The following is a 25,111-nucleotide window of genomic DNA, read 5'->3' as shown; positions in this document are numbered from 1 at the left end:
GAATCAGGTCGAAGTGGGGCAAGGGGCCAGAGGTGGCGTTAAAGTCACTTGTCGTGGGGGATCTGGCCGTCAACCTGGTCGCGAGCGCACTCTTCGGCGGGGCCCTGTGGCTGGCCGGGGTGCTCGGCCGGTACCGGCGCCGGGCCCGGGTGCGGCGGTTCTTCGGCCTCGGCACCGGGCAACGGGCCACGGTGGTGGTGGGCCGGGACACCTGGGGTCGCGAGCGCAGCGTCAGCCGGGGTGACGTGGCGGCGATGGTCGAGCTGGCCGTGATCGTGAAGAGCTGCGACGCGGAGCCGGACTTCCACATGTACCAGTCGGCCCGCGGCGGGCTGGGCGAGCAGACCGAGTTCTGCGTGGGCGGGCCCAGTTCCAACGACCGCACCGCCGCCCACCTGCGCCAGTTCCTGCCCGGCGTGGGTGAGGGAGAAGACGGGAACGGCGATCCGGAACTGCGGGTCGGGGCGCAGCGCTACCCCTACCGGCAGGGCGAGTCGGTGGTCGTGCTGGTGGCCCGGCTGTACCGCGGGGCCGACCAGGCCCGTAAGCCCCTGTTCCTGATCCTGGGGCAGACTGCCGCTGCCAATCACGCGGGGGCGCGCTTTCTCGCCCGGGAGAGCCGCCGTCTCGCGGCCACCTACCCACCTGGCCGCGAGTTCTGCCTGGTGCTGCGCATCATCGACCCGCGCAGCTACGGCAACAACCTGGTCGAGTTCCTGGGCGACGTGTCCGAAGCGGCCTTCGCCTGACCGCCGGGCGCATCGTCGCCCACCCGCCAGCAGGTGGTGAAGCCGCAGGTCAGGCCCGCGCAACCAGCCCGGCCGCCGATCCGGCACCCCCTGTCCGGACAAGTTTTTCCTGCCTACCCTCGGCCTTTGCGGAATCCGATTCTCCAGCTTTGCCCGGCGGAAAGGCGTGATGGATCGATGACCCAGTACGTGTACGCGTTCTCGGAAGGCAACAAGGAGCAGCGGGAGCTTCTCGGCGGCAAGGGCGCCAACCTGGCCGAGATGACCAACCTCGGGCTCCCGGTTCCCCCGGGCTTCACGATCACCACCGAGGCCTGCCGTTCCTACTTGGCGGCGGGGACCGAGCCGGGCGAGTTACGGGTGCAGGTGACGATGGCACTGCGCCGGCTGGAGGACGACCTGGGCCGTCGGCTGGGCGACCGGCACGACCCGCTGTTGGTGAGTGTGCGCTCCGGCGCGATGCACTCGATGCCCGGCATGATGGAGACGGTGCTCAATGTCGGGCTGAACGACGCCAGTGTCAAGGGCCTGGCCGAGGAGAGCGGCGACGAGCGTTTCGCCTGGGACTCCTACCGCCGGCTGCTGCAGATGTTCGGCAAGACGGTGCTGGAGATCGACGGGGAGATCTTCGCCCGGGCGCTGGAGGAGGCCAAGACCGCCCAGGGCGTGGACACCGACGTCGAGCTGGACGTGGAGAGCCTGAAAACCCTGGTCAACACGTTCAAGTCGGTGATCGCGACGGAGAGCGGGGACGAGTTCCCGCAGCATCCGCGTGAGCAGCTGGACATGGCGATCCGCGCCGTCTTCGACTCCTGGAACACCGAGCGGGCCCGGCTGTACCGGCGCCGCGAGCGGATCCCGCAGGACCTGGGCACGGCGGTCAACATCTGCACCATGGTGTTCGGCAACATGGGCGAGACCTCGGGCACCGGAGTCGCCTTCACCCGCGACCCGGCCTCCGGGCACGGCGGGGTCTACGGCGACTACCTGGTGAACGCGCAGGGCGAGGACGTGGTCTCGGGTATCCGCAACACCCTCAGCCTGGCCGACCTGAAGGACGTCGACCCGTCCTCCTACAAGCAGTTGCTGCAGGTGATGCGGCGGCTGGAGACGCACTACCGCGACCTGTGCGACATCGAGTTCACGATCGAGCGCAGCAAGCTCTGGATGCTGCAGACCCGGGTGGGGAAACGCACGGCCGCGGCCGCCTTCCGGATCGCCACCCAGCTGGTCGACGAGAACCTGATCACGATGGACGAGGCGCTGCAGCGGGTCGACGGGTCGCAGCTGGCCCAGCTGATGTTCCCGCGGTTCGACGCCGCGGCCGAGAAGGAGCACCTGGGCACCGGGATGGCGGCCTCGCCGGGGGCGGCCACCGGGCACATCGTGTTCGACTCGAAGACGGCCGAGAAGGCCGCCGCCGAGGGCCAGGACGTGATCCTGGTGCGCCGCGAGACCAACCCCGACGACCTGGGCGGGATGATCGCGGCCAAGGGTGTGCTGACCTCGCGCGGGGGCAAGACCAGTCACGCCGCCGTGGTCGCCCGGGGCATGGGCAAGACCTGCGTCTGCGGGTTCGCCGAGCTCGACGTGGACGCGGGCGCCCGCACCGCCAAGGTGAACGGCCATGCGCTGAACGAGGGCGACATGATCAGCATCGACGGCAGCACCGGGGAGGTGTTCGCCGGTGAGGTACCGGTGGTCTCATCCCCGGTGGCCACCTACCTGGAGAGCGGCCTGGAGGCCGCGCTGCAGGACGTCGACGAGGACACCGCCGAGCTGGTCCGCTCGGTGGACCGGCTGCTCTCTCACGCCGACTCGATCCGGCGGCTGCGGGTGCGCACCAACGCCGACAACGCCGAGGACGCCACCCGGGCCAGGGATCTCGGCGCGCAGGGGATCGGGTTGTGCCGCACCGAGCACATGTTCCTGGGGGAGCGGCGGGTGCTGATCGAGCGGCTGATCCTGGCCTCCGACGCGGCCGACCGGCAGGCGGTGTACGACGAGCTGCTGCCGCTGCAGCGCGACGACTTCGTCGAGCTGCTCACCGCCATGGACGACCTGCCGGTGACGATCCGGCTGCTCGACCCGCCGCTGCACGAGTTCCTGCCCGACCGGACCGAACTCACGGTCAAGGTGGCGCTGGACCGGGCCGCCGGCGATGCCGACCCGGACGAGGAGCGCCTGCTCGCCGCGGTGGAGAAGCTGCACGAGTCGAACCCGATGCTGGGCCTGCGCGGGGTCCGGCTGGGCCTGGTGCTGCCCGGACTGTTCGCGCTGCAGGTGCGGGCGATCAGCGAGGCCGCGGCCGGCCTGCGGGCCGAGGGCCGCACCCCGCGGGTCGAGATCATGATCCCGCTGGTCGGGTCGGTGATGGAGCTGTTCCTGATCCGCGACGAGGCCGACCAGATCCTGGCCGCCGTGCAGCAGGAGAAGGGGGTGGAGCTGGACATCCCGATCGGCACGATGATCGAGCTGCCGCGGGCCGCGCTGACCGCCACCCGGGTCGCCGAGGCGGCCGAGTTCTTCTCCTTCGGCACCAACGACCTCACCCAGACCACCTGGGGCTTCTCCCGCGACGACGTTGAGGGCGGGTTCTTCGCCACCTACCTCGACCGGGGCGTGTTCATGGTCTCCCCGTTCGAGAGCCTGGACGTGGACGGGGTGGGCCGGCTGATCCAGATCGCCTCCACCGACGGCCGCCGCACCCGCCCCGACCTGAAGCTGGGGGTGTGCGGAGAACACGGCGGCGACCCGGAGTCGATCCACTTCTTCCACAAGGTCGGCATCGACTACGTGTCCTGCTCCCCCTTCCGGGTGCCGATCGCCCGGCTGGAGGCGGGCCGCGCGGCGGTGCAGTAGCGGCTCGTGCGATGCTCGCCGGATGGCTGAACAGAAGGACGACAACCGCTCGGTGACCCTCGAACGTGTCGAGGAGGGCGTTTACCTGGCCACCAACAAGCGCGGCAACACGCTGCGCTTCGGCAGTAACGACGCGGACGGGTTCTCCCCGGTGGAGCTCCTGCTGGCCGCGATCGCCGGCTGCTCCGCGGTGGACGTCGACGTGGTCACCGGGCGGCGGTCGCCGGCCGACAACTTCTCGGCCCGGGTGGACGCCCGCTACGTGCGGGAGAACGGCGAGAACCACTTGGAGGACATCGTCCTGACCTTCGACGTGCGCTTCCCCGAGGGCGAGGCCGGTGACGCGGCGCGGATGCTGCTACCCCGCGCGATCAAGGCCTCCCACGACCGTACCTGCACGGTGTCGCGCACGATCGAGAACGGCACCCCGATCGCGGTGCGTACCGCTGACGAAGAAACCGAGTAGAAGCACAAATTGAGGACGCTTGTGGGCCTGGCCCACAAGCGTCCTCAATTTCGTTCTGGTCGGGTTCTACTGCGGCCGTAAGGCGGCCAGCGACTGCGGCAGTTCGGCGCAGTGGACCACGCCGAGGCGCTGGGTGGCCCGCGTGACCGCCACGTAGAGGTCGCTCAGGCCGCGGGGAGAGGCGGCGAGGATGCGTTCGGGTTCGACCACGATGACCGCGTCGAACTCCAGACCCTTCGTCTCGCGGGGCTCCAGGACCACGACCCGGGCCGGCCCGGAAGTGCCCGTCTCGTCCGGATCCTCACCCCGGGCCACCGGTTCGCGCAGTTCCTTCTCCAGTGCGGCGAACACCTGGGCAGACTGGTCAGGAGCCGCCACCACCGCCAGACGCCGCTCCGGGTCGATCTTTTCGAGTTCACCGCCGACCAGATCGGGTAGCTGGGCGAAGATGTCGGTGCTCCGGTGACTCCACGGCCGGGCCCCGTCGAGGCGCACCGCCTCGGGGCTGGGCAGATCGGGATCCAGCGCCCTGAGCACCCCGGCGGCGACCTCGGCGATCGGCGCCGGCATGCGGTAGTTGACCGAGAGTTCCTCCAGCCGCCAGCGGTCGCCGACGTGCGGCCCGAGGGCCTGACGCCACGAACCGGCGCCGGCCGGCTCGCTGGCCTGGGCCACGTCGCCGACCAGGGTCATCGAGCGCCCCCGCCGCAGCAGCAGCCGCCAGGCCATCGGTGAGACCTCCTGGGCCTCGTCGACCACGATGTGCCCGAACCGCCAGGTGCGGTCGGTGGCGGCCCGCTCGGCGGCGGTGCGGTGGTCGGCCTCCTCCTGCCGGCCGAGCAGGGTCTCGGCGTCGATCAGGTCGAACGCGGCCAGGATCTCGCTCTCCTCGTCCTCGAAGTCGCCGGACTCCGAGCCGCGCAGCACGTCGAGCACCCCCTGCGCGTACTCCAGGTTGGCGGTCTGCAGCTCACCGGCCAGGCGCCGGGCCGCCGAGTCGTCGCGGCCCAGCAGTTCGGCGGCCTCGTCGAGCAGCGGTACGTCGGCCTCGGACCAGCCGTTGCCCTCGCGGACCAGCCAGTCCTGCTCGGTCTGGGTGAGCCCGACCTGCGCGGCGGCGGCCCGGATGCGGCGCGGGGAGGCGAACAGCTCACGCAGCAGCCGGGTGGGGGTGAGGGCCGGCCAGAGCCAGTCGACCACCCCGTCCACGTCGTCGTTCTCATCCAGCTCACGGTGCACGATCGCCAGATCCTCCGGCCCGAGCAGGTTCTCGCCGCCCAGCGGGTCCTCGCCCACCGCCTCGGCCCAGAGCCGGGCGAACTCCTTCACCAGCAGCCGGCGCACCAGCGGCCGGGCCTCGTTGTGCAGCAGCCGGCTGCCCCGCACCCGCTCGCGCAGGGCCAGGCAGGCCTGCCGGTCGAGGCGCAGCAGCTGACCGTCGTGGCGGATCGCGACCATCTCGTCGTCGTCCTCGGGCACCCACTGGCGGTCGGCGACCGCGCCGGCCACCACCTCGGCCATCAGCAGCTGGCCCTTCAGCGCGGTGACCGCGCCGGGCTCGGTGAGGGTGGGGCTCACACCCGGGAACAGGTCACCGGTGGTGGCCAGCAGCACGCCGGTCTCACCGAGCGCGGGCAGCACCTCGGCGATGTAGCGCAGGAACGTGGTGTTCGGGCCGATGATCAGGACGCCGCGGCGCTCGAGCTGTTCGCGGTGGTGGTAGAGCAGGTAGGCGGCCCGGTGCAGGGCCACCGCCGTCTTGCCGGTGCCCGGCCCGCCCTGCACCACCAGCACCCCGGACAGGTCGGAGCGGATGATCCGGTCCTGCTCGGCCTGCACCGTCTCGACGATGTCGCTCATCCGGCCCGTCCGGGCCCGGTCGAGGGCCACCATCAGCGCCGACTCGCTGGTGATGGAGTCAGGACCGGCCGCGTCCGGCGCAGCGCCGGTGAGGTTCTCGTCGTGCAGGTGCACCACCCGGCGGCCCACCGTGCGGATGTGCCGCCGCCGACGCACCCCGTCGGGTTGCAGGGCGGTGGCCAGGTAGAACGGCCGGGCGACGGGGGCCCGCCAGTCGACCAGCAGGGGCTCGGAGTCCTGGTCGGGCTCGTGCAGGCCGATCCGCCCGACGTAGCGCGGCCGGTCGCTGTCGTCGAGGTCGAGACGGCCGAAGCAGAGCGCGTTCTCGGCGGCGTTGAGCTGGGTCAGCCGGCCGCCGTAGAGGTGCACGAAGGCCTCCCGCTCGACCCGGGCCTGACGGGTGCCGGCGGCCGCGGCCAGCGCCCGGGTCTGCCGGGCGGCCAGGCTGTCACGGAGGTCGTCGACGTGGGCGTAGAGCATCGACACGTAGTCCTGCTCCTCAGCCACGGCAGCCAGGTCAGCCAGGTCAGCCGGGTCGGCCGGGTCGGCCGGGTCGGCCGGTTCGTCGTCGGCCGGGGCCCGGGAGCCACCGTCGCGCTTTGACAATTCATCCTCCGATAATTACAATCTGGCCTGTCGGATGGCATTCTTTGAATTCAATCAAGAATGCAGAATCAATTTCCGAAGATATCCCTTTCCCCGCTCGGTGCGCGACCCCTGCGCGACCCTTCTGTCTCCCAGAGTGACCTGCGGCGACCCGTACTGTCGTTCATGTCACCTTCATGTCCCCAGCGGGTGAAGGCGGCGCCGGGCGGGTCCGGGTTCGGCGACAATCGGCGGATGCGTGACAATGTGCTCCCCGCGGCCGTGCGCGAACGGGCGCTGGCCCTGGCTGCGGAGAATCGGCTTCCGGCATATCTCTACGACCTGCCCGCCCTGCAGATGCAGGCCCGGCAGATCCGCGAGGCCCTCGCCGGAGCCGGGGTGGAGTTCCTCTACGCGGCCAAGGCCAACCCCGACCCGCAGCTGCTGCGGGTGCTGGCCCCGCTGACCGACGGCATCGAGGTGGCCTCGGGCGGCGAGCTGGAGCACGTGATGGACACGCTGCCCGGGGCCAGGGTGGCGTTCGGCGGTCCGGGCAAGACCGACCGCGAGCTGGTGTCCGCGATCCGGCGGGGCGTGTGGCGACTGCACGTGGAGAGCCTGCGCGAGCTGAACCGGGTGATCGCCCTGGCCGGGCGTCGCCCGGTGGACGTGCTGCTGCGGGCCAACCTGCCGTTCGGCGTGGACGGCGCGGCGCTGAGCATGAGCGGGCCGTTCGGGATGGACGAGGAGTCGCTGGCCGAGGCGGCCCGGACCGCCCGGGACGCGGGGGCGGCCGGCAGCGGGGTGCGGGTGCGGGGCATCCACGTGCACCTGGCCTCCGGCCTGGACGCGGAGCAGAAGCTGGCGCTGGACAAGCGGGTGCTGGCCTGGGCGCTGTGGTGGCTGCGCGACCGGCTGCCCGGCCTGAGCGCACCCGAGGTGAACCTGGGCGGCGGGATGTCGGTCGACTACACCGCACCGGGGCACCACTTCGACTGGCTGGTCTACGCCAAGGGCCTGGCCGAGGTCACCCAGACGGCCGGTCGCGACGCGGTGGTGCTGCGGGTCGAGCCGGGCCGGGCGGTCAGCGTGCACGCCGGCTACTACGTCAGCGACGTGCTCGACCTGAAGTACACCCGCGGCCAGGCGTACGCGATCGCCCGGGGCGGTACCCACCACCTGCGCACCCCGGCCACCAAGGGGCACAGCCAGCCGGTGGTCGCGCTGCCCGGCCCGCAGCGCACCGGCGAGCCGGTGAACGATGACGCGCTCACCGTGGTCGGGCAGCTGTGCACCCCGAAGGACCAGCTCGCCGCCGGGGTCGCGGTGCGCGACCTACGGATCGGCGACGTGCTGGTGTTCCGGATGGCCGGCGCCTACGCCTGGAACATCTCCCACCACGACTTCCTGATGCACCCGCACCCGGTGTTCGACTACCTGTCGGCCTCTTCCGAGCAGTCCTAGGACCTAGCAGCTGAACGACATCTCGCAGACGTTGGAGTTGGTGGTGCGGGTGAACTCGCGGCGCTGACCCTCGGCCCACACCCCGAACAGCACCAGGGCGACCACCACCACTGCGATGATCTCCACCTTCAGCACCAGGTCGGTGAAGTGCTTGGCCGAGGACAGGAAGCGCATACCGCTGCGGTTCTCCTCCTGGTGGTCGTGGTGGGGTTCGCGCAGACCGACCGAGGCGGGCACGAAGTCCGGGTCGTCCTTGGCGTGGCTGGGGGGCACCGTGCGGGCGCGCAGCGTGGCCGCCGACGCCGCGGTCCGGCCGGGCAGGTGGGCGGGGGTGCCGGAGCCGTGGTGGATCCGGACGTCGTCGACCAGTTCCTCACCCTCGTGCAGGGGCCTGCGGGCGCGGGGGACACCCGGTTCTCCGCCGGTGTCCGGGGCGGAGCGGCGGAACCGCTCGAACATGGTCATCAGCCGGTTGTCGTCCCGCTCGTCGGCGTGACGGTGGCCCAGGAGCTCGGTCCGCATGAAGAGCAGGCCGAGCACCGCTATCGGCCACATCCGGGTGGACACGGCAGCGGCCACGATGGTGAGCGCGGCGACGTAGCCGGCCACGCGGACGGCGGCGCCGTAGCGGGGCAGGCGGCCCAGACGGATGAGGATGTGCACGGCCAAGAGCCAGCACACCGGGATCCAGCCGAAGGCCTGGATGATTTCGGCGACCGACATGGTGCCCTCCAGAGGCTTCGCCGAAGACCCGTTCCTCCGGCGGTACCCCTGCAGATCGGCAGCCGGTCACGGCTCCTTGAGCGGTTCCCCGAGCGGCCGCACCGACAGCAGGTCACCCGGTTCGCAGCCGAGCACGTCGCAGATCGCCGTGAGGGTGGAGAACCGGATGGCCCGGGCCCGGTTGTTCTTCAGCACCGACAGGTTGACCACGGTGACCCCGGCCCGCGCGGACAGTTCGGTCAGGGTCATCCGGCGGGCCTCGAGCAACCGGTCCAGGTGGCAGACCACTTCGGACTCGGCCGGGCTCACACCAGGCCTTCGACGTCGCGGTGCAGCTTCTCGCCCTGCCGGAAGGCCTCGGCCAGCACCAGCAGGACCACCGGCAGCACGATGACCAGGGTGAGCGAGAAGGAGACGCCGAACACGAAGGGGCTGTCGCCTCCCTCCCTGCCCCCGGTGAGCCCGAGCCGGTCCAGAGCGAACATGGTGGTCAGGGCCGGGGACACGGGCACCAGGACGGTGGCGCAGGTGGTGACCACGGCCACGTGGGCCAGCCGCCGGGCGTTGCCCGGCCGGAACGGCTGCGCGTTGGCGACCGACAGCAGCACCGGCCGCAGCAGGAACGCGCTGATACCGATCGCCAGCCCCAGCAGGATCGGGCCGGCGTTACCCAGCAAGATCTCCAGGCGCGGCGGATCGATGACCTTCAGGGCCAGTTCGCCGTCCGAGACCGCGAGTTCGGCCCGGGTACGGGCGTTCTGGGTGACGAAGTCGCCCACCCGGGCCACCACCGCGGTGTCCTGCAGCTGCACCGGCAGGTCGATGGACTGGTGGGACCGGAACACCGAGGCGCCCAGCAGCACGGCCGAGGCGCCCAGGGCGATCACGCCGACCAGGGCCAGTGTGTGCGAGATGATCTGCAGAGAGCGGGTTCCGACGTAGACCGGATCCCGCTCGATGACGAAGGCCCCCAGGCGCATGTCGTGCTCCCCCCACTCACGGGCATATCGAAATTCGATAAGCCTCTGCCGGTGAGTATGGACATCTGGGTCCGTTCTGTCCAGAGTTCGCCGTCCGGCGCCGCTGCCCGCCGACTCGAGCACACCCGTCCTAAAATCGCCTCCATGATCGTCATCACGGTGCGCTTCCCGGTGAAGCCCGAGTACGCGGACACCTTCCTCGACGAGCTGCGGGAGGACACCGAGGCCGTCCGGGCCGAGCCCGGCTGCCTGTGGTACCTCTGGGCCCGCAACGCCGAGGACCCGAACGAGTACGTGCTCACCGAGGGTTTCGCCGACGCCGACGCGGGGGCCGCGCACGTGGCCGCCCCGCACTTCCGGCCCGGTCTGGAGAAGATGCGGCCGATGCTGGCGGCCACCCCGAAGATCATCTTCTCCGACCTGGGGGCCGGGCGCACCGGCTGGGACCCGATGGGCGAGCTGCAGATCGGCTGACCTCGCGGCCGATGAGTTCGCCGGCCGGCCGGCGTCTTCTCCTGGTCGGGACGACCGGAACCGGAAGGAGCTCACGATGCCCACCATCCAGCCCAGCCTGTGGTTCGACGGCAACGCCGAGGAGGCGGTGGCCTTCTACTCGAAGATCTTCCCCGGCTCGCGCACGGTGCGGACCTCGTACTACGGGCCGGAGAACCAGCACGGCCCCACCGAGGGCGTGATGGCCATCGACTTCCTGCTCGACGGCCAGTGGTTCAACGCCATCAACGGCGGCCCGCAGTTCCCCTTCACCGAGGCGATCTCGCTGGTGGTGCTGTGCGCCGACCAGGCCGAGGTCGACCACTACTGGTTCGGCCTGCTGGCCGACGGCGGTCAGGAGGTGGAGTGCGGCTGGCTGAAGGACCGGTTCGGGGTGTCCTGGCAGATCGTGCCGGAGATGTTCAACGAGCTGGTCGTCGATCCGGACGAGGGCCGCCGCAGCCGCGCGATCACCGCCATGTTCGGGATGAAGCGCCTGGTCATCGCCGACCTGCTGAAGGCCGCCGACGGCGAGGGGTGAGTCTCAGGGCCGGCGCTCGGTCAGGCAGTAGGTGCGACCGCGCGGATCGGTCATCACCGTCCAGTGCTCGTTCACCGGGCCCACGACCGCCCCCAGGGCGGCGTGGGCCTCAGCGATCGTGCGTTCTCCGGCGGCGAAGTCCGGGTGGGCGGTGACCGCGGGGGCCGGGTCGTCCAGTCGCTGCAGCAGGAGCTTCAGGGGCAGGGTGCCGGGCTGGTGCAGCCGGGCGAACTCGGAGTCGGCGGAGTGCTTCAGCCCCCAGCCGGTCAGGCCGGCCCAGAAGGTGGTCTCCGCCTCCCAGAGCGCGGGCGGGATGTCGAGGCAGAGCTGGTCCAGACGGGCCGGTTCGTCCGGGCCGGGCAGTACGGGCAGCGGGTGTGCGGCCGGCACCGTGCTCTCGCCCTCCCACGGCACCAGGCAGAACGGGAACCCGCCCGGACTGGTGAACACGTCCAGGCCGGGCTCGTGGGTCAGGTGGGTCGCGCCGAGATCGCGGGCCCGCGCGGCCGTGGGGGCCTGGTCGGCCGGATCCAGGTGCAGGTCGAGGTGGCAGCGGGAGGCGCCGGAACGCAGCCGCTGCACCCGCAGGTAAGCGTCGCCCTCGGCGGGGAGCAGCGTGGCGAACTCGCCCTGCTCACCGCGCGCGGGGGAGAGGTGGCTGTTCGTGACCCGGCTCCAGAACTGCGAGCCGGCCTCGAAGTCGTCGTTGCCGAAGTCCAGGAACAGGGTCGTCCAGCGGATCGCCATGACCGTAGGCTAACCGGGCTAACAATTCGTGCCCCGGTTGCCGAGGAGTAGCAGGTGACCGGTATGACCTGTGGCACAGCCCGCCCGGGCGTGCAGACCCCGCGGCTAGTGTGGCCCGTTGTGCCAGTGCAGAGACCACGCTCATGAGCGGCGAGCAGCAGCCGGTCCGCCACTCCACGGGTGCGGCCCGGCGGGGCCGCTGGCTCACCTTCACGCTGTACACGCTGGTCGTGCTGCTGCTGGCCACCGCGGGCGGCGGCTTCGTGCTCTACACCCGGCTGAACGCCAACATCTCCTCCTCGGAGCTGTACACCGGCACCACCGGCAGCGCCGGGGTGCAGCAGGCCGACGACCAGGGCCGGTTCCCGGTCAACGTGCTGGTGATCGGCACCGACTCGCGCTCGTCCAAGGCCAACTGCAAGCTCGGCGGGGCCTGCGACGAGACCCACTCCAACGCCGACGTCGAGCTGCTGGTGCACGTCTCGGCCGACCGCACCAACATCACCGCGATGAGCATCCCCCGCGACACCATGACCGACCTGCCCGGCTGCGACGACCCGGCCACCGGCGAGAGCGTGGGCGAGCGCTACGGGCAGATCAACACCAGCCTGAACTACGGCCCGGGCTGTCAGGTGGCCGCGGTGCACCAGCTCACCGGGATCACCATCGACCACTTCGTGCTGGTCGACTTCGCCGGGGTGATCGCGATGTCGGACGCCACCGGCGGGGTGGAGGTGTGCGTGGACAACAACGTCTACGACACCTATTCGCACCTGAAGCTGTCGAAGGGCAAGCACACCCTCAAGGGGGAGGCGGCGCTTCAGTTCGTGCGTACCCGGCACGGTTTCGGCGACGGCAGCGACCTGGGCCGCACCTACGGCCAGCACGCCTTTCTCTCTGCGGCGATCCGGGCCCTGAAAGACCGCGGCACACTGCTGAACCCGACCAAGCTCTACGGTGTGGCGAACGCCGCCACCAAGGCGCTCACGGTGGACGAGAAGCTGAGCGGGATCCCGGACCTGGTCGAGCTGGCCGGCGAGTTCAACAAGGTCGACACCGACCGGATCACGTTCACCACGATGCAGACCGTGCCCGATCCGGAGAACCCGAACCGGGTGGTGCCGGCCGACGCCGCGCAGAAGCTGTTCGACACGATCATCGCCGACCGGTCGCTGAGCAAGGACAAGACCGCGGCCACGTCGACCGCCACCTCGAGCGCCTCGCCCACCCCGCAGGCCACCACCAGCACCTTCTTCTCGGTGCAGGTACGCAACCGCAGCGGGCAGGACGGCCGGGCCAAGCGGCTCACCCGGGCGCTGAAGACCGAGGGGTACATCGCCGCCACCGACTCCTCCTCCGGTGACGACCAGGCCACCAGCGCGATCCTCTACAACGGCAGCCGCCAGCTGGCCCAGGCCGAGCAGCTGGCCACCGACCTGAACATGCCCTCCTCGCTGCTGGCCACCGACGAGGAGGTCGACGCGGTGACGCTGGTGGTGGGCGAGGACTGGACCAAGGGCACCACCTATCCCAAGATCACCAAGGCGCAGCGGGAGGAGGCCCTGTCCGACGCGCACGCCTCCAGCGCCGACAAGTCCGGCTGCGTCCCGGTCAGCACCCAGAACACGGTGACCTACCAGGGTGTCTCGATGTCGCCGGTGCGCGCCTACGAACTGGCCACCGACGTCCCCGACTCCGACGCCTGAGGTGACCTTCGCCGGATCCGGGGTGCCACTCGTCCCTAAATCTCCCCGAATCGGTCCTGATCCGGTCCGCCGGATGGCGTAACCGGCCCTCGAGGGACTCAATAGGGGGTATGAGGTTCTCGATGGCTTCCCGGCCGGGTCTGGGCCGGGACCACAACCCGCTGCGACGGCGCAGCGACCGGATCCAGGCCTGGACCGGACTGGCTGCCGTCGTCCTCGTCGTCGCGATGGTCCCGGTCGCCCTGTTCGGCAGTCTGCGCACCTGGCAGCACTTCTCCGCGGTCTCCGACCGGGAACTGGGCTCGCGGCAGCTGATCTCGGCGACCGTGGTCGGCAGCGACTCCCAGACCCGGATCGCCCGCAACCACCTGGCCACCCTGAGCTGGAACTATCCCGGCCCGGTGGAGCACACCGGGCACGTGGCGGTCACCGGCTCCACCCGGGCCGGGGACCTGGTGCCGGTCTGGGTCGACGACGCCGGGAACATGACCGGCGCCCCGATGACCAGGCTGCACGTCTGGCTGGACACGGTGGGCGTGGGGGTCGGCCTGATGCTCGCCGCGGTGGTCGTGGGCGGGGGCTGCTACCGCGGCACCCGGGCGCTGCTGGACCGGCGCCGGGCCCGCGAACTGGACCAGGAGTGGCGGCGGCTCAACGGGTTCTCGATGAATGCCTGAGGGCCGCCGCGGTTCGGCGGGTGGCCTGGTCGAGCCGGCGTAGCTCGACCTCGGCCACGCGTTCGGCGTCCCGCTCGGAGTAGGCCTGCACCAGGGCCTCGTGATCGCCCAGGACGCTGCGCCGGTCGTTCTCGGTGTGCACCGCGAGCCCGGCGTAGAGCTCGGAGATGTCGGAGAGCCGGGCCAGGATGGCCCGCAGGTTGCGTCGCTCGGAAGTGCCCTCGAGCACCCGCCGCAGGGTGCGGGCGGTCTCCACCCAGACCCGGTTGGGCAGGTCGGTGGCCAGTTGCCCGAGCAGGGCCCGGGCCTGGTCGATCTCGGCGTCGGTGACGGTGCCGACCCGCTCCCGCGCGGCGGTGGGGATCAGCAGCCGGCGCAGTTCGTGGATCTCCTGCAGTTCTTCCAGGCTCACCTGGTGCACGGCCGAACCGCGGAACGGGCCGGAGTCGACCAGACCCTGACTCTCCAGCTCGCGCAACGCCTCCCGCACCGGGGTGACGCTGACCTCCAGGGCGCCGGCCAGCTCGGACTGCACCAGATGGGTACCGGTCTGGAGCTCGCCGGTGAGGATGGCCTCGCGCAGCCGTTCGGTGACGTTCTGGTGCGCCGTGCGCGGCGTCAGGCCCATGTGCCGAGGGTGGAGTCGTGGCGGACGGCGGCGACCTCTTTCAGCTTCTTCAGCACCACCTGGGTCGGTGCGCCGGCCGTGCCCCCGGCCCGGGTGAACGCGCACACCTGCCGGACCGGCGAGGTGCCCGCCACCGGGATGGTGCGCAACTCGGTGAACCGCAGCGGCTGGGCCAGGCGGGGCACCAGGCCCACCCCCATGCCGGCCGCGACCAGGGCGCCGAGGGCGTCGTACTCGATCGTCCAGTGCCGCACGTCGGGCAGGAACCCGGCGGCCGAGCAGACGCTGTCGGTGATCACCGAGCAGGCGTCGTCCGGGTCGCCGGAGATCCACTCGTCGTGGGCCAGCTGGGTCAGGTCGACCTGCGCGGCCCCGGCCAGCGGGTGGTCACGGTGCACCACCACGTCGAGGATGTCGGTGATCAGGTCGACCCGGGTGTAGCGCAGGTCGTCGGGGCGGGGACAGCCGGGATGGTCCACGGTGATCGCGATGTCCACCTCGCCGTCGTCGAGGGCCCGCACGGCGCCGGTCGGGCCCTTGTCCCGGGAAAGCACCTGCAGACCGGGCTTCTCGGCGCGCAGCTGGGCCATCGCCGGGCCCAGCAGGGCGGCCACCGCGCTGGGCAGGGTGGCCACCCGCACCTCGCCGACCGACCCGTCCTCGAACGCGGCCAGGTCGGCGCGGGCCCGCTCGAGCTGGGCCGCGATCGCCGAGGCGTGCCCCAGCAGGACCCGCGCGGGCCCGGTCAGCCGCACCCCGCGGCCCTGCTTCTCCAGCAGCGCCACCCCGAGCTCGCGGGAGAGCCCGGCGACCTGCTGGCTCACCGCCGAGGGGGTCAGGTGCAGGGCTGCGGCCGCCGCGGCGACCGTGCCGCGGTGATCGATCTCGCGCAGGAGCCGGAGCTTGCGCAGATCGATCGTGAAGTCCGGACTGTCGATTGACATGAAGAAAATCTAGATGGACTTAACGATTTGCACGAGAGCATTCTGGAGGACATGAGCCGCCGAGCCTTGATCATCTTCGTCAGCCTGGGGCTGGCCTGGGGAATCCCCTACCTGTTCATCAAGGTCGCGCTGGAGGAGCTCTCGCCCGCGGTCCTGGTGCTGGCCCGCACCGGCCTGGCCTCGCTCCTGCTGGTGCCCCTGACCCTGCTCAGCCGTCGCGACCGGGCGGCGATCCCCGAGCTGGTGCGCCGCTGGCCGGCCGTGCTGGCCTACGCCGTGGCCGAGATCGTCTTCCCCTGGCTGTTCCTGAACCGGGCCGAGCAGACCCTGTCCAGCTCCACCGCCGCCATCCTGATCTCCGCGGTGCCGGTGGTCGGGGTGATCATCGCCCTGCTCACCCGGCAGGCCGAGGGGCTGGGCGGGCGCGGGGCCCTCGGCCTGGTGCTCGGCACCGTCGGGGTGAGCGCCCTGGTCGGGCTCGACCTGGACGTCTCCGACCTTGGTGCGGTGGCCGAGATGGGCGTGGTGGTGGTCGGTTACGCGATCGGGCCGGTGATCCTGGCGCGCTACCTGGGCGACCTGCCGGGCCTGCCGGTGGTCACCTCCGGGGTGGTGGTGACCGCGGTGATCTACCTGCCGCTGGTGCTTCTCGGGCCGGGGCTGCCCACCGCCGTGCCCTCGGGCGAGGTGCTGGTGGCGGTGGCCGTGCTCACCGTGATCTGCACCGCCGCCGCCTTCCTGCTGCTGTTCGCCCTGATCGGCGAGGTCGGCCCGGTGCGGGCCACCACCATCGTCTACTTCAACCCGGTGGTCGCGGTGATCGCCGGAGCGGTGTTCCTCGACGAGAAGGTCACCGCCTGGACGGTTCTCGGATTCGTCCTCGTGCTGGCCGGGTCGTACCTGGTCAACGGCACCTCCCCGGACCGGGAGCAGGCCGTGGAGCCTGCGGAGCCGGAGGCTGTGCCGGCCCGCTGAGCGTTATCGTGGGCGATGTGTCCCTGACCGCCACCACCGAGGCCTCCTTCGCCGCAGATGTGCTGGCCAGCCCGCTGCCGGTGCTGGTCGAGTTCTCCGCCGACTGGTGCCCGCCCTGCCAGATGATCGCGCCGGTGCTCGAGCAGATCGCCGCCGACGAGGCTGGGCGGCTGCGTGTGGTGGTGCTCGACGTCGACGACAACCCGGTGGTGGCCGACCTCTACCAGGTCACCGCCATGCCCACGCTGGTGCTGTTCCGGGCCGGCCAGGAGGCCGCCCGGATCAAGGGCGTGAGACCGCGTGAGCTGATCCTCGCCGAGATCGCCCCGTACCTGTGACCGGGCACCCGGTCCAGCCCGTCCAGCCCGTCCAGATCGGCCTGCTGGGGCCGCTGGAGCTGCGGGTGGACGAGCGCCCGGTGAAGGTGATGGGCCGGCGCCGGCGGGCCATCCTGGCTCAGCTGGCCGCGGCCGGCGGGCGCACGGTGAGCACGAGTGCCCTGCTCGAAGACGCGTTCTTCGACGTGGAGAACCCGGCCCCCAACACGCTGCACGTGCACGTCTCGCAGCTGCGGTCGCTGCTGGCGCCCTACGGCACCGCGCTCGAACGGGTGGGGGCCGGCTACCGGCTCGACGGCGCGGTGGTGGCCACCGACGCGGCCGCCCTCGACGACGCCCTGGCTGCACTGCGGGCCCATCTCACCCCGGGGGCGGTGAAACGCCTGCGGGTGGCCATGGAGGCCTGGCGGGGCGACTTCTGCGACGACGTACCGGTGCCCGCGCTGGAGGGGCGCCGCGCCTACTACGCAGAGCTGCGGATCTCCGCGGCCGAGGTGCTGTTCGACGCGGAGCTGCAGGGCGGCGGAGCCCCGGACCTGCCCGAGCGGATCGAGCAACTGCTGGCCACCGCGCCCCTGCGGGAACGCCTGTGGGGGCAGCTCATGCTGGCGCTGAACGTGGGCGGCCGGCAGGGCGAGGCGCTGGCCGCCTACCGCCGCGCCCGTGAGGTACTGGCCGAGGAGGGCGGGCTCGACCCGGGCCCGGCCCTGCGCGAGCTGGAGACGATGATCCTGCGCCAGGCCGACTCGGTGGGGCAGTCGGTGGCCGGCGGATCGGCCCCGCCGGTGCTGCCGGTGAGCACCGCGCCGACCCTGGTCTGGCTCGATGCGGCGGGCATGCTCAAGGCCCGGCCGATGCTCGACCGGTCGCCGGTGGTGATCGGGCGCTCGGCCGACTGCGAGATCCGGATCGACTGGGACCCGCTGGTCTCACGCCGCCACGCCAGCATCGTGCGCACGGCCGACGGGTTCGAGGTGCGCGACCTCGGGTCCACCAACGGCGTGACGGTCGACGGTACGCGGGTGGAAGACGTTGCGGCGCTGCGGTTGCGGGGTACCGTGCAGGTCGGCGACACGGCACTCTTCCTGCGCGCCCCCTCGGAGCGGATCGGCTCCCGGCAGCACACCGTCACCGCGGTCAAACCGGAGAAGCCCTGAACCGGCTCAGCCGTTCTCGAGCAGGCGGATCGACTGCTCCACCCGGTCCAGCCGGTCGGTGAGCCGTTCACGGTCCTGGTCGCGGGTGAAGATCACGATGTGGTCGGTGCTGCGGCCGGAGGCCGACATCACCATCAGGTAGCGGATGCTCAGCCGCAGCTTCGGGTCCTTGCTGGCGATCAGCGTGCCCTCCACCGCCCAGGCCGAGCGGTTGTCCACCGTGGTGCGCACGGGGGTGCTCAGTTCCTTCTTGTTCTCGGCCAGGAACGTGTCCAGGTGCCGGCTGACCGCGCTCGCGTCCTCCAGGTCCAGACGCGGCGTCTGCTCCGCGTACAGGCCCTCCACGCTGACGTCGTTCTTGATCGCCGCGATCACGTTGCCCCAGTCACCGGTCTCCAGCACCGCGCCGTACTGGTTCGTGCAGAAGCAGGTCTTGCTCAGGTTCGGGTGCAGCGACCAGTCCGACGGGCGGTCGAAGGCAAGCCAGGAGGTGGACTCGTCCTCACCCCGGTAGCTCACGAAATCCGGCTGCAGCCAGCGCGGAAGGGCGAAGAAGGCGGAGCTGAGCAGGGCCACCACGGCTACCGCGGCCATGATCCAGGGGGCCTTGCGCAGCACCTTGCGGCCGGGCTCGGCCGCGTTGGCCGGCACCACGATCGGGGCCGGCGGGGTGAGCAGGGGCTCGTCCAGGCCGGGCTGGTCGTCCATCGAGTCGGCCGGCGGACGGCGCTGGCCCAGAGCGAACGACGTCTCGACCGGAGGGGCCTGGCCGGTGCGGAACGCCTCACGCAGCTCGGCGACCACTGCGCGGCAGGAAACGGTGCGCTGCGTGGGGTCTTTCGCCATCGCCCGGGCGATCACCTCGTCCACCGCCGGCGGGATGTCCGGCACGAAACCGGCCAGCGGCGTGGGGTCGGCCGACATGTGCGCCCACAGCATGGCCGCGTCGTCGTCGCGCTGGAACGGCGGTGCGCCGGAAAGTGCTTCGTAGAGAACGCACCCCATGGCGTACACGTCGGCCGCGTGGGTGACCTCCTGGCCGCCGATCTGCTCCGGCGCAACGTAGGAGATGGTGCCGATGAAGTGTCCGGCGGTGGTGAAGCCGGACAGGCTGGTGGACCGCTTGGTGAGGCCGAAATCGGTCAAGTAGACGTGGTTCTCGGGGGTCTGGGCAATCAGGATGTTGCCCGGCTTGACGTCGCGGTGGATCAGGCCGTGCGCGTGGGCAGTGTCGAGAGCGGCCGCCACCTGGGTGAACATCGGCAGCACGTCGGCCGGGTCGAGCCGCCCCCGGGCAGCGATCAGCCGGCCCAGGTCCTGCCCGTCCACGAAGCGCATGGCGATGTAGAGCAGGCCCTCGGACTCCCCGGCGGCGTAGATCGGCAGCACGTTGGGATGGTCGAGCGAGGCGGCGAGCTCGGACTCACGGATGAACCGCTGCCGGAACTTGTCGTTGTCGGCCAGTTCCGGCGCGATCAGCTTCAGCGCCACCCGCCGGCCCAGGGACAGGTCACGAGCCTGGTAGACCACCGCCATCCCGCCCCGGGCGATGTACCCCTCGATCTCGTACCCCGCAAGGATGTCTCCGGGGGAGAGCATCATCTGTCCACGCGCGTCCATGCCCTCACCCCTTGCTCGCGGGGGAGCCCGACGGTGCGCCGCAGGAGTAGCAGAACCGGTCTCCGGGGGAGAGCTGCGCCCCGCACTGGCGGCAGAAACCGCCCGACGGGCGAGCCGGGGGTGGCGGCGGTGCTACGGGCGGGGTTTCGCCGCGTTTCAGGGTGGGTGCCTCGCCCGGGTCTGGTTTCGGGTCGGTGGTGCCGGTGGCGAACAGGGTGGTCGGGATGCCGATGCGCTGGCTGTTTGAAGACGCCGGTGAGCCCCCGGCATTGTCGCCGAACCTTGGGGGGCCGGCGGGTTGGTTGTTTGCGGACGTCTGTGGGCCCGGACCGTTGTCGGCGGGCGTTTGGGTGCCGGGAGCCTGGGCGGCCGGCTGGTTTGGACCCGGCGCGTTGCCGAGGGGCGGGTACACGCCGGAAGGGTTGCCGGGTCGGCCAGTTGGGTCCGAGGTGCGGCCCGCCTGGTGCTGGGCGCCGGTGGCGTTGCCTACGTAGGTGCTCGCCGACCCGTCCGGTGTGCGGTTGCCGAAGGCGCCTCGCCCAGGCGGAGTGCCGTGCCCGGCCGGAGCGGTGTGATCGGGTGAGGCGGCGTGCCCGGTCGGAGTTGTGAGTCCGGCCGGAGCGCCGTACCTGGCCGGCGTGTCGTGCCCGGCCGAACCCGGCCTGCCGGCCAACGCCACCACTTGATCGGTCTCGCCCACCGAACGCTCACCAGACCCGCCTGGTCCGTCTGATCTGCCGGGACCGCCAGATCCGCCTGGCCCGCCCAGGTCGTCTGAGCCACCGGGCCTGCTCGACCCGCCAGGCCCGCCTGACCCGTCAGATCTGCCTGATCCGCCAGATCCTCCTGAACCGCCCAACGTGCTTGACCCGCTGGCCTGGCCCGATCCGCTGGCCTGGCCCGATGCGCCGGCCTCCGCGGACTCGTCGCTCGGCCAGTTGCGCCGCCGGACGGTGGCCACCGCGATGCCGATCCCGATCAGCACGAGCACCACCAGGCCGGCGAAGACGGCGATCGCCAGTCCGCTCCACCCCGAGGCCGGCTCACCGGTGGCGGCCAGCACGTCGGCCTCGTCGGACAGGTCCTCGGCGGTGCCGGACTTCTCCTCGGCCTGGGCCAGCAGTTCGCGGGCCACCCGCTGCCCGCCGGTGGCCTCGGCCGCCACCTTCAGCTTGGGCACCGCCGCGGCGAACTGGTCCGCCTCGAAAAGCTCCAGCCCGTCCTGGAACTGGGCGTCGACCGGGCTGGAGTCGCGGGTCAGGCCGAAGGTGCGCAGGTCGTTGGACATGTGCGAGGAGGAGACGGCGGCCAGTTCGTCGCTGCCCTCGGCCGTGCCCAGGAAGGCCACCAGGTCACCGCGCTCGGAGATCACCGGTGAGCCCTCGGCCAGGTCGCCGAACTCCTTCTGCCACTTGGCCAGGTCCTGCGCCGAGAGCGGGTCGCGCTCGGAGTCGGTCAGGGTGCCGGTGCCGACCAGCGGCTCCTCGTTCACCCCGCGGGAACTGACCACCCAGTACTTACTGCCCGGCTCGGGGTTGGCCAGCTGCAGCGTGAGCGGGGTGATCCCGCGGGGCTGGGTGGCCAGTGCGGCCACCCGGGCGTCGGACTGGGGCAGCCCTTCCAGTGCCGTGCTGTCCTTGTCCTGCACGCTCGGCACGACCCGCTGGTGCATGACCACGAAGACCGCGCAGTGGTGCGAGGTCTCCCACTCGTAGCAGTTCTGCAGCCGGTCGTTCATCTCCGGGTCGGTGGGCGGGGTGTCGGCCAGGCGGCCCTTGGTGCTGCCGGTGATCTCGGTGCGGGCGAACGGGTCGGCCGGCATCTCCTTCATGAACTCGGCCTGCACGAAGGCCCGGTTGACGCCCCAGGTGCCGAAGCGCTCGATCTGCTCGGCGTCGTCGTGCAGGGCGCCCTTGCTGGTGATCACCAGGCCCTGGGCGTTGACGAAGGTGCCGGTGGCCACCGCCTGCGGGTCGCTGACCTCGGTGTAGCTGTACTTCTCGACGTGGAAGTGGTGCAGCGCGACGTAGACGTCGGCCACCGTCTCGATCCGGACCAGCGCGCCCTGGGCCACCAGGTCGGGCGTGGACCACTCCTGCCCGCCCTGCGGCAGGTCGACGTGGGCATCGGCGTCGTGCTCGGTGCCGGTGGGCGACGAGCCGGGGGCCGGGGAGGCGTTGCCGCTACTGCCGTGCGAGTCGTGGCCACCGGTGGGCTCGGGGTAGGTGGACGCCGGGGCGGCCGGGTGCGGCGCGGCGGCAGTCTGGGTGCTCCAGACGACGGCGAGCACCGAGAGGGTGAGCGCGAGAACGGCGAAGCGCCGTCGGCGATTGCCGCGCTGGCTGGGGCGCACGCTCATTCCTGCCTCCTCGGTTCCCTCCGGAGAGTATCGGTGGTCGTGACATAGCCGACATACCCTTGCCGATTATTCGCCTGCACTGTGATACCCGTCGAACGTGAGCGTCCGGCGGCCGATCCGGATCACCGAGCCGCCGGCCAGCTCGACCGCGTCCTCGCCGTGCACCGCGTGGGTGCCGTTGGCGTCCATCAGGAAGGTGCCGTTGGCCGACTCCTCGTCGGTCAGGCACACCGACCAGTCGACCAGGGTGATCCGGGCGTGCACCCGGGAGACGCCGTTGAGCTCGTCGTTCAGGTACATCGGCTTGGCGTCCCCGGCCACCACGGCCGGGTGCGCGGTCGGGTCGCGGCCGATGATCAGGTCGTGGTCGACGGTCACCGAGGTGCCGTCGTCCAGCACGAGGACCCCGAGCGTGGGCCGGGGCCGCCAGGTGATCCGGCGGGTGACCTGCTGCATGGACAGGCCGCAGATCGCGCAGAAGGTGGCCTTGGGGTCGGTGAAGTGCCCGCGCGCGCAGAGCACTCCTTCGATCGGGGGCACGTTCGGGCGGGGGACGGAGACACCGCCGCCGGGGGTGCGAAGAGGCTGAGGGGGAACTGGTTTGCGCGGCTGTTGCACGGCGGCCGTCTCGGCGAACGGCTGGAGGTGGGCCTGGATGGGGAGTTGCGCCTGGCCGAGGTGGGGCGTGGAGGGGAGCTGGGAGCCGTAGCCGCGCTCGTCGTCGGCCGGGTCGGCGTCGTCGAGGAGGTAGGAGTCGGCGTCCTGGCCCCCGGCGCGACCGGCACCGGCTGGACCGGCACCGGCTTGACCTGCCTGACCGGCTGGATCGGCCTGGTCATCCGGGGCAGTTGGGACAGCCTGGTGAGCCTGGTGGGTCGGCGCGGAGGAGTCAGTGAGGTGAGCCTGATGAGCCGGCGAAGAGGGGCCGGCCAGGGCTGAGAAGTCGGCCGGGGCAGAGGAGTCGGCCTGTTCAAGGTCGCCGGGTCCGGCGCGCCGGCCAGTGGATTCGGGTGCGGCGTCGTGGGTCAGAGGCTCGGTGGCCAGGTCCGGCGTCGAGTCCGGCGTCAGGTCCGAGGCTCGGTCCGAGGCCCAGTCCGGTGCGGCGTCCGAGGCCTGGTCCGACGCCTGGTCCGAGGCCCAGCCTGGTGCCGCGTCCGACGCCGGTCCGGAGGCAGGGTCCGGCTGCCCTGCTGGTCCCCCTCGGGTCGGCGAAGGCGTGCCGGCGCGGGTCGGAAAGGCGTAGGGCACGCGGGCATAGGTGGTGGGGGCGCTCGGAGCGTAGGGCGGGGGCACCGGCTGTTCGCTGGTGCGGGCGATCTCGACCCGGCGCTCGGCGGTCTCCAGCAGGTCCTGCTCCACCACGACGGCCTGGTGCGCGATCGGCTCGGCGTGGGCGAAAGGCGCCTCCGCAGAGTCTTCTTCACCGTTCGTCAGGAACACCCCGGCGCCGGGGAGAGTACCCCGGGACAGGTTCAGCGGAATCCCCTCCATTGCCGCTGATCCCGTCCCGGGGTACGTCTGGTGCGAGCCGGTCCACAGTCCGAAACTGTCGACCCGCCCGGTGAATCGCCGCTCCACCCAGGCCAGCGAGTCGGTGCCGCTCAGTCGCGCCACCTCCTGGCCGGGCCGGTGGATCTCGGCGGCAGTCTGGTCGTGGAGCATCACGACCAGACCCAGGTCGGTGTCCAGGGCCAGCCCGAAAGCGGGCAGCCCCGGCCGGGGGCAACGGGTGGCCATCTCGGCGATGGCGAGCACCGTCGTGCGCCCGGTGAGGTCGTCGGTCAGCCGGGCGCAGGCGGCCAGGATGGTCCGGGCCTGCGGCAGCTGCTCTTCGGTCAGGTGCGGCAGGACGACCACGGCGCCGGGGCCACGATGCACCAGCCCGTCACCGGGAAGGACTGCCGTGCAACTACTCTCGATGGTGTTCATCTCGGTTCGTCCTTCCTGGTCAGGGTCGCTGGTTGCGGGTGCGGCGCCACCACTGCCGGGCCGCCCGGCCGGGCCCGGAGCGCCGGGCGAAGCCCTGCCGGACCAGGTCACGGGTGATCTCTTGGGCCGCTGCCTGCAGGCCGGTGATGCTGTCCGGTTCGGTGGCAGCAGAGGGGGTGGAGAGGGTGGCGGCGCCGCTGGCGTAGATCCGGCCGATGCCGTTGCGGGTGCCGTGCACCTCGAAGCTGCGCTCCATCGCCAGCCGGTTCACCGGGTTGCGCCGGGCCCCGCTGTGCCCGAGCAGGTCGTCGAACACCCGGTGCTGGGCGATGTCGGTCTCCAGGCCGGTGCAGTCGATGACGAAGTCGCACCCCAGCTCGAGCCCGCCCGGGGTGAGCATCATCGACAGCCGGTCGCCGTGCCTTCGCAGCAGTTGGGCCTCCCCGTTCACGAGCTGGTACCAGCCCTCCTGGGTGCCCTGGCGCAACTGGTGGTGCAACCGGCGGTCGGTCTGGGTGCGCGGCCGCCCGAACCCGGCCCGCACGATCCGGACCCCTGTACGCAGGCGCTCACGATCGTCCGTAAGCCTTTTCACGATCCGGTCACCGACCGGGTCGGTGCCCCTGAGCACCACGGTGCAGGGCCGGGCCGCCACCTCGCGGTACACGTGCTCGTGTCCCTCGTAGGCGTTGACCACCCGGTGGTGGTCACCGGTGTCGGCGCGGTAGCGCTGCAGGTCGGGCAGGAACCGCAGGCCCGGGTAACCCAGTGCGAGGTGCACGAACTGGCTGCGGTAGACCACCCGCGGGGTGGGCGTGGTGCCCGCCGGGGGAGTGAGCACGGTGAAGTACCCGCCGCCCTGCCGCCGCCGGACCATCCGCACCATGCCCCGGGCCAGCAGCTCCGGGTATCCGATGCGGTCGTGCTCACGCCGCAGGCCCTCGAGCACCTGCTCGCGTTCCGGGGTGGGCACCTGGGAGACCCGGGCCAGGTGCTCGTAGGTCTGCCAGGGCACGTCCAGGTTGGACAGCACCCGCACGTCCCCGGCCGGCGCTCCGGCCATCAGCAGCCGGTCGGCCAGCAGGAACGAGCCGAGGCCACCGCCCACGGTGACCAGCCGGGCGTCCACCACCGGGATCCCGGCCCGCACCAGCAGGTGGTCGGACCAGACGTCGGTGGCGATCAGGTGTGCGGTCAGGTCACCCGCCCGGGGCCCTTCGGCCCCGGAAAGCCGGGTGGTGCCGTTCTCGGCGGCGTTGCTGATGGTCACCGGCACGGTCTGCCTCCTCCTGCGCCCGTCGTTCTCGTG

Annotated in this window: 22 protein-coding genes; 11 read left to right on the top strand and 11 right to left on the bottom strand. The window is 71.5% G+C overall.

Features of this window, described 5'->3' with window-relative positions; translation table 11 throughout:
* The first annotated feature begins 53 nt into the window (after positions 1-53).
* The 3 genes from LWF15_RS23605 (at position 54) to LWF15_RS23595 (ending at position 4,077) form a co-directional block, all read left to right on the top strand.
* Positions 54-749 (top strand): hypothetical protein, encoded by a 696-nt coding sequence (locus LWF15_RS23605; protein ID WP_232813094.1) that lies wholly within the window; start codon positions 54-56, stop codon positions 747-749.
* A 177-nt stretch (positions 750-926) separates the two neighbouring features.
* On the top strand, positions 927-3,611 hold the full coding sequence (gene ppdK, locus LWF15_RS23600) for a pyruvate, phosphate dikinase (protein ID WP_232813093.1): 2,685 nt from the start codon (positions 927-929) through the stop codon (positions 3,609-3,611).
* Between the two features lie 22 nt (positions 3,612-3,633).
* The gene (locus LWF15_RS23595) at positions 3,634-4,077 is read left to right on the top strand and encodes an OsmC family protein (protein ID WP_232813092.1); all 444 of its coding nucleotides are present in this window, start codon (positions 3,634-3,636) and stop codon (positions 4,075-4,077) included.
* Positions 4,078-4,143: 66 nt separating this feature from the next.
* Here LWF15_RS23595 and LWF15_RS23590 read toward each other — a convergent pair whose 3' ends face one another.
* Positions 4,144-6,417 carry a HelD family protein gene (locus LWF15_RS23590; protein WP_408623873.1) on the bottom strand — a complete coding sequence of 758 codons (2,274 nt, stop codon included), beginning with the start codon at positions 6,415-6,417 and terminating at the stop codon, positions 4,144-4,146.
* Between the two features lie 360 nt (positions 6,418-6,777).
* Between LWF15_RS23590 and LWF15_RS23585 the strand changes: the two genes are divergently transcribed.
* A complete protein-coding gene (locus LWF15_RS23585; RefSeq protein WP_232813090.1) occupies positions 6,778-7,986 on the top strand; it encodes a type III PLP-dependent enzyme domain-containing protein in 1,209 nt (402 codons plus the stop codon).
* A gap of 3 nt (positions 7,987-7,989) precedes the next feature.
* Here LWF15_RS23585 and LWF15_RS23580 read toward each other — a convergent pair whose 3' ends face one another.
* The 3 genes from LWF15_RS23580 to LWF15_RS23570 all read right to left on the bottom strand — a co-directional run bounded on the left by LWF15_RS23580 (position 7,990) and on the right by LWF15_RS23570 (position 9,689).
* Complete coding sequence (locus tag LWF15_RS23580; RefSeq protein WP_232813089.1) at positions 7,990-8,709, bottom strand: hypothetical protein; 720 nt, start codon at positions 8,707-8,709, stop codon at positions 7,990-7,992.
* A 66-nt stretch (positions 8,710-8,775) separates the two neighbouring features.
* A complete protein-coding gene (locus LWF15_RS23575; RefSeq protein ID WP_285624482.1) occupies positions 8,776-9,018 on the bottom strand; it encodes a helix-turn-helix domain-containing protein in 243 nt (80 codons plus the stop codon).
* Entirely contained in the window at positions 9,015-9,689 is a 675-nt protein-coding gene (locus tag LWF15_RS23570) for a DUF2975 domain-containing protein (RefSeq protein ID WP_232813088.1), read from the bottom strand. Before LWF15_RS23570 ends, LWF15_RS23575 begins: the two co-directional genes overlap by 4 nt.
* Positions 9,690-9,833: 144 nt before the next feature.
* Between LWF15_RS23570 and LWF15_RS23565 the strand changes: the two genes are divergently transcribed.
* Positions 9,834-10,163, top strand: a complete 330-nt coding sequence (locus LWF15_RS23565) for a putative quinol monooxygenase (RefSeq protein ID WP_232813087.1) — start codon at positions 9,834-9,836, stop codon at positions 10,161-10,163.
* Between the two features lie 76 nt (positions 10,164-10,239).
* Entirely contained in the window at positions 10,240-10,722 is a 483-nt protein-coding gene (locus tag LWF15_RS23560; protein WP_232813086.1) for a VOC family protein, read from the top strand.
* Positions 10,723-10,725: 3 nt separating this feature from the next.
* Here the strand turns inward: LWF15_RS23560 and LWF15_RS23555 are convergent, their stop codons facing one another.
* Positions 10,726-11,469: a VOC family protein gene (locus tag LWF15_RS23555; RefSeq protein WP_232813085.1), complete on the bottom strand. Its 744-nt coding sequence runs from the start codon at positions 11,467-11,469 to the stop codon at positions 10,726-10,728.
* 143 nt (positions 11,470-11,612) lie between these two features.
* On the opposite strand from LWF15_RS23555, the gene LWF15_RS23550 reads away from it, so the two are divergent.
* Positions 11,613-13,175, top strand: a complete 1,563-nt coding sequence (locus LWF15_RS23550; protein WP_232813084.1) for an LCP family protein — start codon at positions 11,613-11,615, stop codon at positions 13,173-13,175.
* Positions 13,176-13,297: 122 nt separating this feature from the next.
* On the top strand, positions 13,298-13,852 hold the full coding sequence (locus LWF15_RS23545; protein WP_232813083.1) for an Rv1733c family protein: 555 nt from the start codon (positions 13,298-13,300) through the stop codon (positions 13,850-13,852).
* On the opposite strand, the gene LWF15_RS23540 is transcribed toward LWF15_RS23545, so the two are convergent.
* Both LWF15_RS23540 and LWF15_RS23535 read right to left on the bottom strand, forming a co-directional pair.
* Entirely contained in the window at positions 13,827-14,480 is a 654-nt protein-coding gene (locus LWF15_RS23540) for a GntR family transcriptional regulator (RefSeq protein ID WP_232813082.1), read from the bottom strand. The genes LWF15_RS23545 and LWF15_RS23540 overlap by 26 nt on opposite strands.
* Positions 14,471-15,424 (bottom strand): LysR family transcriptional regulator, encoded by a 954-nt coding sequence (locus tag LWF15_RS23535; protein ID WP_232813081.1) that lies wholly within the window; start codon positions 15,422-15,424, stop codon positions 14,471-14,473. Before LWF15_RS23535 ends, LWF15_RS23540 begins: the two co-directional genes overlap by 10 nt.
* A 51-nt stretch (positions 15,425-15,475) precedes the next feature.
* Here LWF15_RS23535 and LWF15_RS23530 point away from each other — a divergent pair, with 51 nt between their 5' ends.
* From LWF15_RS23530 to LWF15_RS23520, 3 genes are read left to right on the top strand one after another with little or no spacing between them, the layout of a single operon-like run.
* The gene (locus tag LWF15_RS23530; protein WP_232813080.1) at positions 15,476-16,399 is read left to right on the top strand and encodes a DMT family transporter; all 924 of its coding nucleotides are present in this window, start codon (positions 15,476-15,478) and stop codon (positions 16,397-16,399) included.
* Positions 16,400-16,416: 17 nt separating this feature from the next.
* On the top strand, positions 16,417-16,737 hold the full coding sequence (locus LWF15_RS23525) for a thioredoxin family protein (RefSeq protein WP_232813079.1): 321 nt from the start codon (positions 16,417-16,419) through the stop codon (positions 16,735-16,737).
* Positions 16,734-17,894, top strand: coding sequence for a BTAD domain-containing putative transcriptional regulator (locus tag LWF15_RS23520; protein ID WP_232813078.1), 1,161 nt, complete (start codon positions 16,734-16,736; stop codon positions 17,892-17,894). Before LWF15_RS23525 ends, LWF15_RS23520 begins: the two co-directional genes overlap by 4 nt.
* A 6-nt stretch (positions 17,895-17,900) precedes the next feature.
* Here LWF15_RS23520 and LWF15_RS23515 read toward each other — a convergent pair whose 3' ends face one another.
* From LWF15_RS23515 to LWF15_RS23500, 4 genes are all read right to left on the bottom strand, one after another.
* Positions 17,901-19,514 (bottom strand): serine/threonine-protein kinase, encoded by a 1,614-nt coding sequence (locus tag LWF15_RS23515; RefSeq protein ID WP_232813077.1) that lies wholly within the window; start codon positions 19,512-19,514, stop codon positions 17,901-17,903.
* A gap of 4 nt (positions 19,515-19,518) precedes the next feature.
* Positions 19,519-21,873 (bottom strand): zinc ribbon domain-containing protein, encoded by a 2,355-nt coding sequence (locus LWF15_RS36785; RefSeq protein ID WP_269810709.1) that lies wholly within the window; start codon positions 21,871-21,873, stop codon positions 19,519-19,521.
* A gap of 66 nt (positions 21,874-21,939) precedes the next feature.
* The gene (locus LWF15_RS23505) at positions 21,940-23,802 is read right to left on the bottom strand and encodes an FHA domain-containing protein (RefSeq protein WP_232813076.1); all 1,863 of its coding nucleotides are present in this window, start codon (positions 23,800-23,802) and stop codon (positions 21,940-21,942) included.
* A 19-nt stretch (positions 23,803-23,821) separates the two neighbouring features.
* On the bottom strand, positions 23,822-25,078 hold the full coding sequence (locus LWF15_RS23500; RefSeq protein ID WP_232813075.1) for an FAD/NAD(P)-binding protein: 1,257 nt from the start codon (positions 25,076-25,078) through the stop codon (positions 23,822-23,824).
* Positions 25,079-25,111 lie beyond the last annotated feature (33 nt).

Origin of the sequence: Kineosporia rhizophila (genome assembly GCF_021277265.1) — a bacterium.
Taxonomy (GTDB): domain Bacteria; phylum Actinomycetota; class Actinomycetes; order Actinomycetales; family Kineosporiaceae; genus Kineosporia; species Kineosporia rhizophila.
This window is presented reverse-complemented; position numbering and strand designations above follow the sequence as displayed.

Excerpts from the sequence above, each read along its gene's own strand:
- ppdK (WP_232813093.1), top strand. The coding sequence starts at position 927 with ATGACCCAGTACGTGTACGCGTTCTCGGAAGGCAACAAGGAGCAGCGG.
- LWF15_RS23595 (WP_232813092.1), top strand. The coding sequence starts at position 3,634 with ATGGCTGAACAGAAGGACGACAACCGCTCGGTGACCCTCGAACGTGTC.
- LWF15_RS23590 (WP_408623873.1), bottom strand. The coding sequence starts at position 6,417 with ATGCTCTACGCCCACGTCGACGACCTCCGTGACAGCCTGGCCGCCCGG.
- LWF15_RS23585 (WP_232813090.1), top strand. The coding sequence starts at position 6,778 with ATGCGTGACAATGTGCTCCCCGCGGCCGTGCGCGAACGGGCGCTGGCC.
- LWF15_RS23580 (WP_232813089.1), bottom strand. The coding sequence starts at position 8,709 with ATGTCGGTCGCCGAAATCATCCAGGCCTTCGGCTGGATCCCGGTGTGC.
- LWF15_RS23570 (WP_232813088.1), bottom strand. The coding sequence starts at position 9,689 with ATGCGCCTGGGGGCCTTCGTCATCGAGCGGGATCCGGTCTACGTCGGA.
- LWF15_RS23565 (WP_232813087.1), top strand. The coding sequence starts at position 9,834 with ATGATCGTCATCACGGTGCGCTTCCCGGTGAAGCCCGAGTACGCGGAC.
- LWF15_RS23560 (WP_232813086.1), top strand. The coding sequence starts at position 10,240 with ATGCCCACCATCCAGCCCAGCCTGTGGTTCGACGGCAACGCCGAGGAG.
- LWF15_RS23555 (WP_232813085.1), bottom strand. The coding sequence starts at position 11,469 with ATGGCGATCCGCTGGACGACCCTGTTCCTGGACTTCGGCAACGACGAC.
- LWF15_RS23550 (WP_232813084.1), top strand. The coding sequence starts at position 11,613 with ATGAGCGGCGAGCAGCAGCCGGTCCGCCACTCCACGGGTGCGGCCCGG.
- LWF15_RS23545 (WP_232813083.1), top strand. The coding sequence starts at position 13,298 with ATGGCTTCCCGGCCGGGTCTGGGCCGGGACCACAACCCGCTGCGACGG.
- LWF15_RS23540 (WP_232813082.1), bottom strand. The coding sequence starts at position 14,480 with ATGGGCCTGACGCCGCGCACGGCGCACCAGAACGTCACCGAACGGCTG.
- LWF15_RS23535 (WP_232813081.1), bottom strand. The coding sequence starts at position 15,424 with ATGTCAATCGACAGTCCGGACTTCACGATCGATCTGCGCAAGCTCCGG.
- LWF15_RS23530 (WP_232813080.1), top strand. The coding sequence starts at position 15,476 with ATGAGCCGCCGAGCCTTGATCATCTTCGTCAGCCTGGGGCTGGCCTGG.
- LWF15_RS23515 (WP_232813077.1), bottom strand. The coding sequence starts at position 19,514 with ATGGACGCGCGTGGACAGATGATGCTCTCCCCCGGAGACATCCTTGCG.
- LWF15_RS36785 (WP_269810709.1), bottom strand. The coding sequence starts at position 21,873 with ATGAGCGTGCGCCCCAGCCAGCGCGGCAATCGCCGACGGCGCTTCGCC.
- LWF15_RS23505 (WP_232813076.1), bottom strand. The coding sequence starts at position 23,802 with ATGAACACCATCGAGAGTAGTTGCACGGCAGTCCTTCCCGGTGACGGG.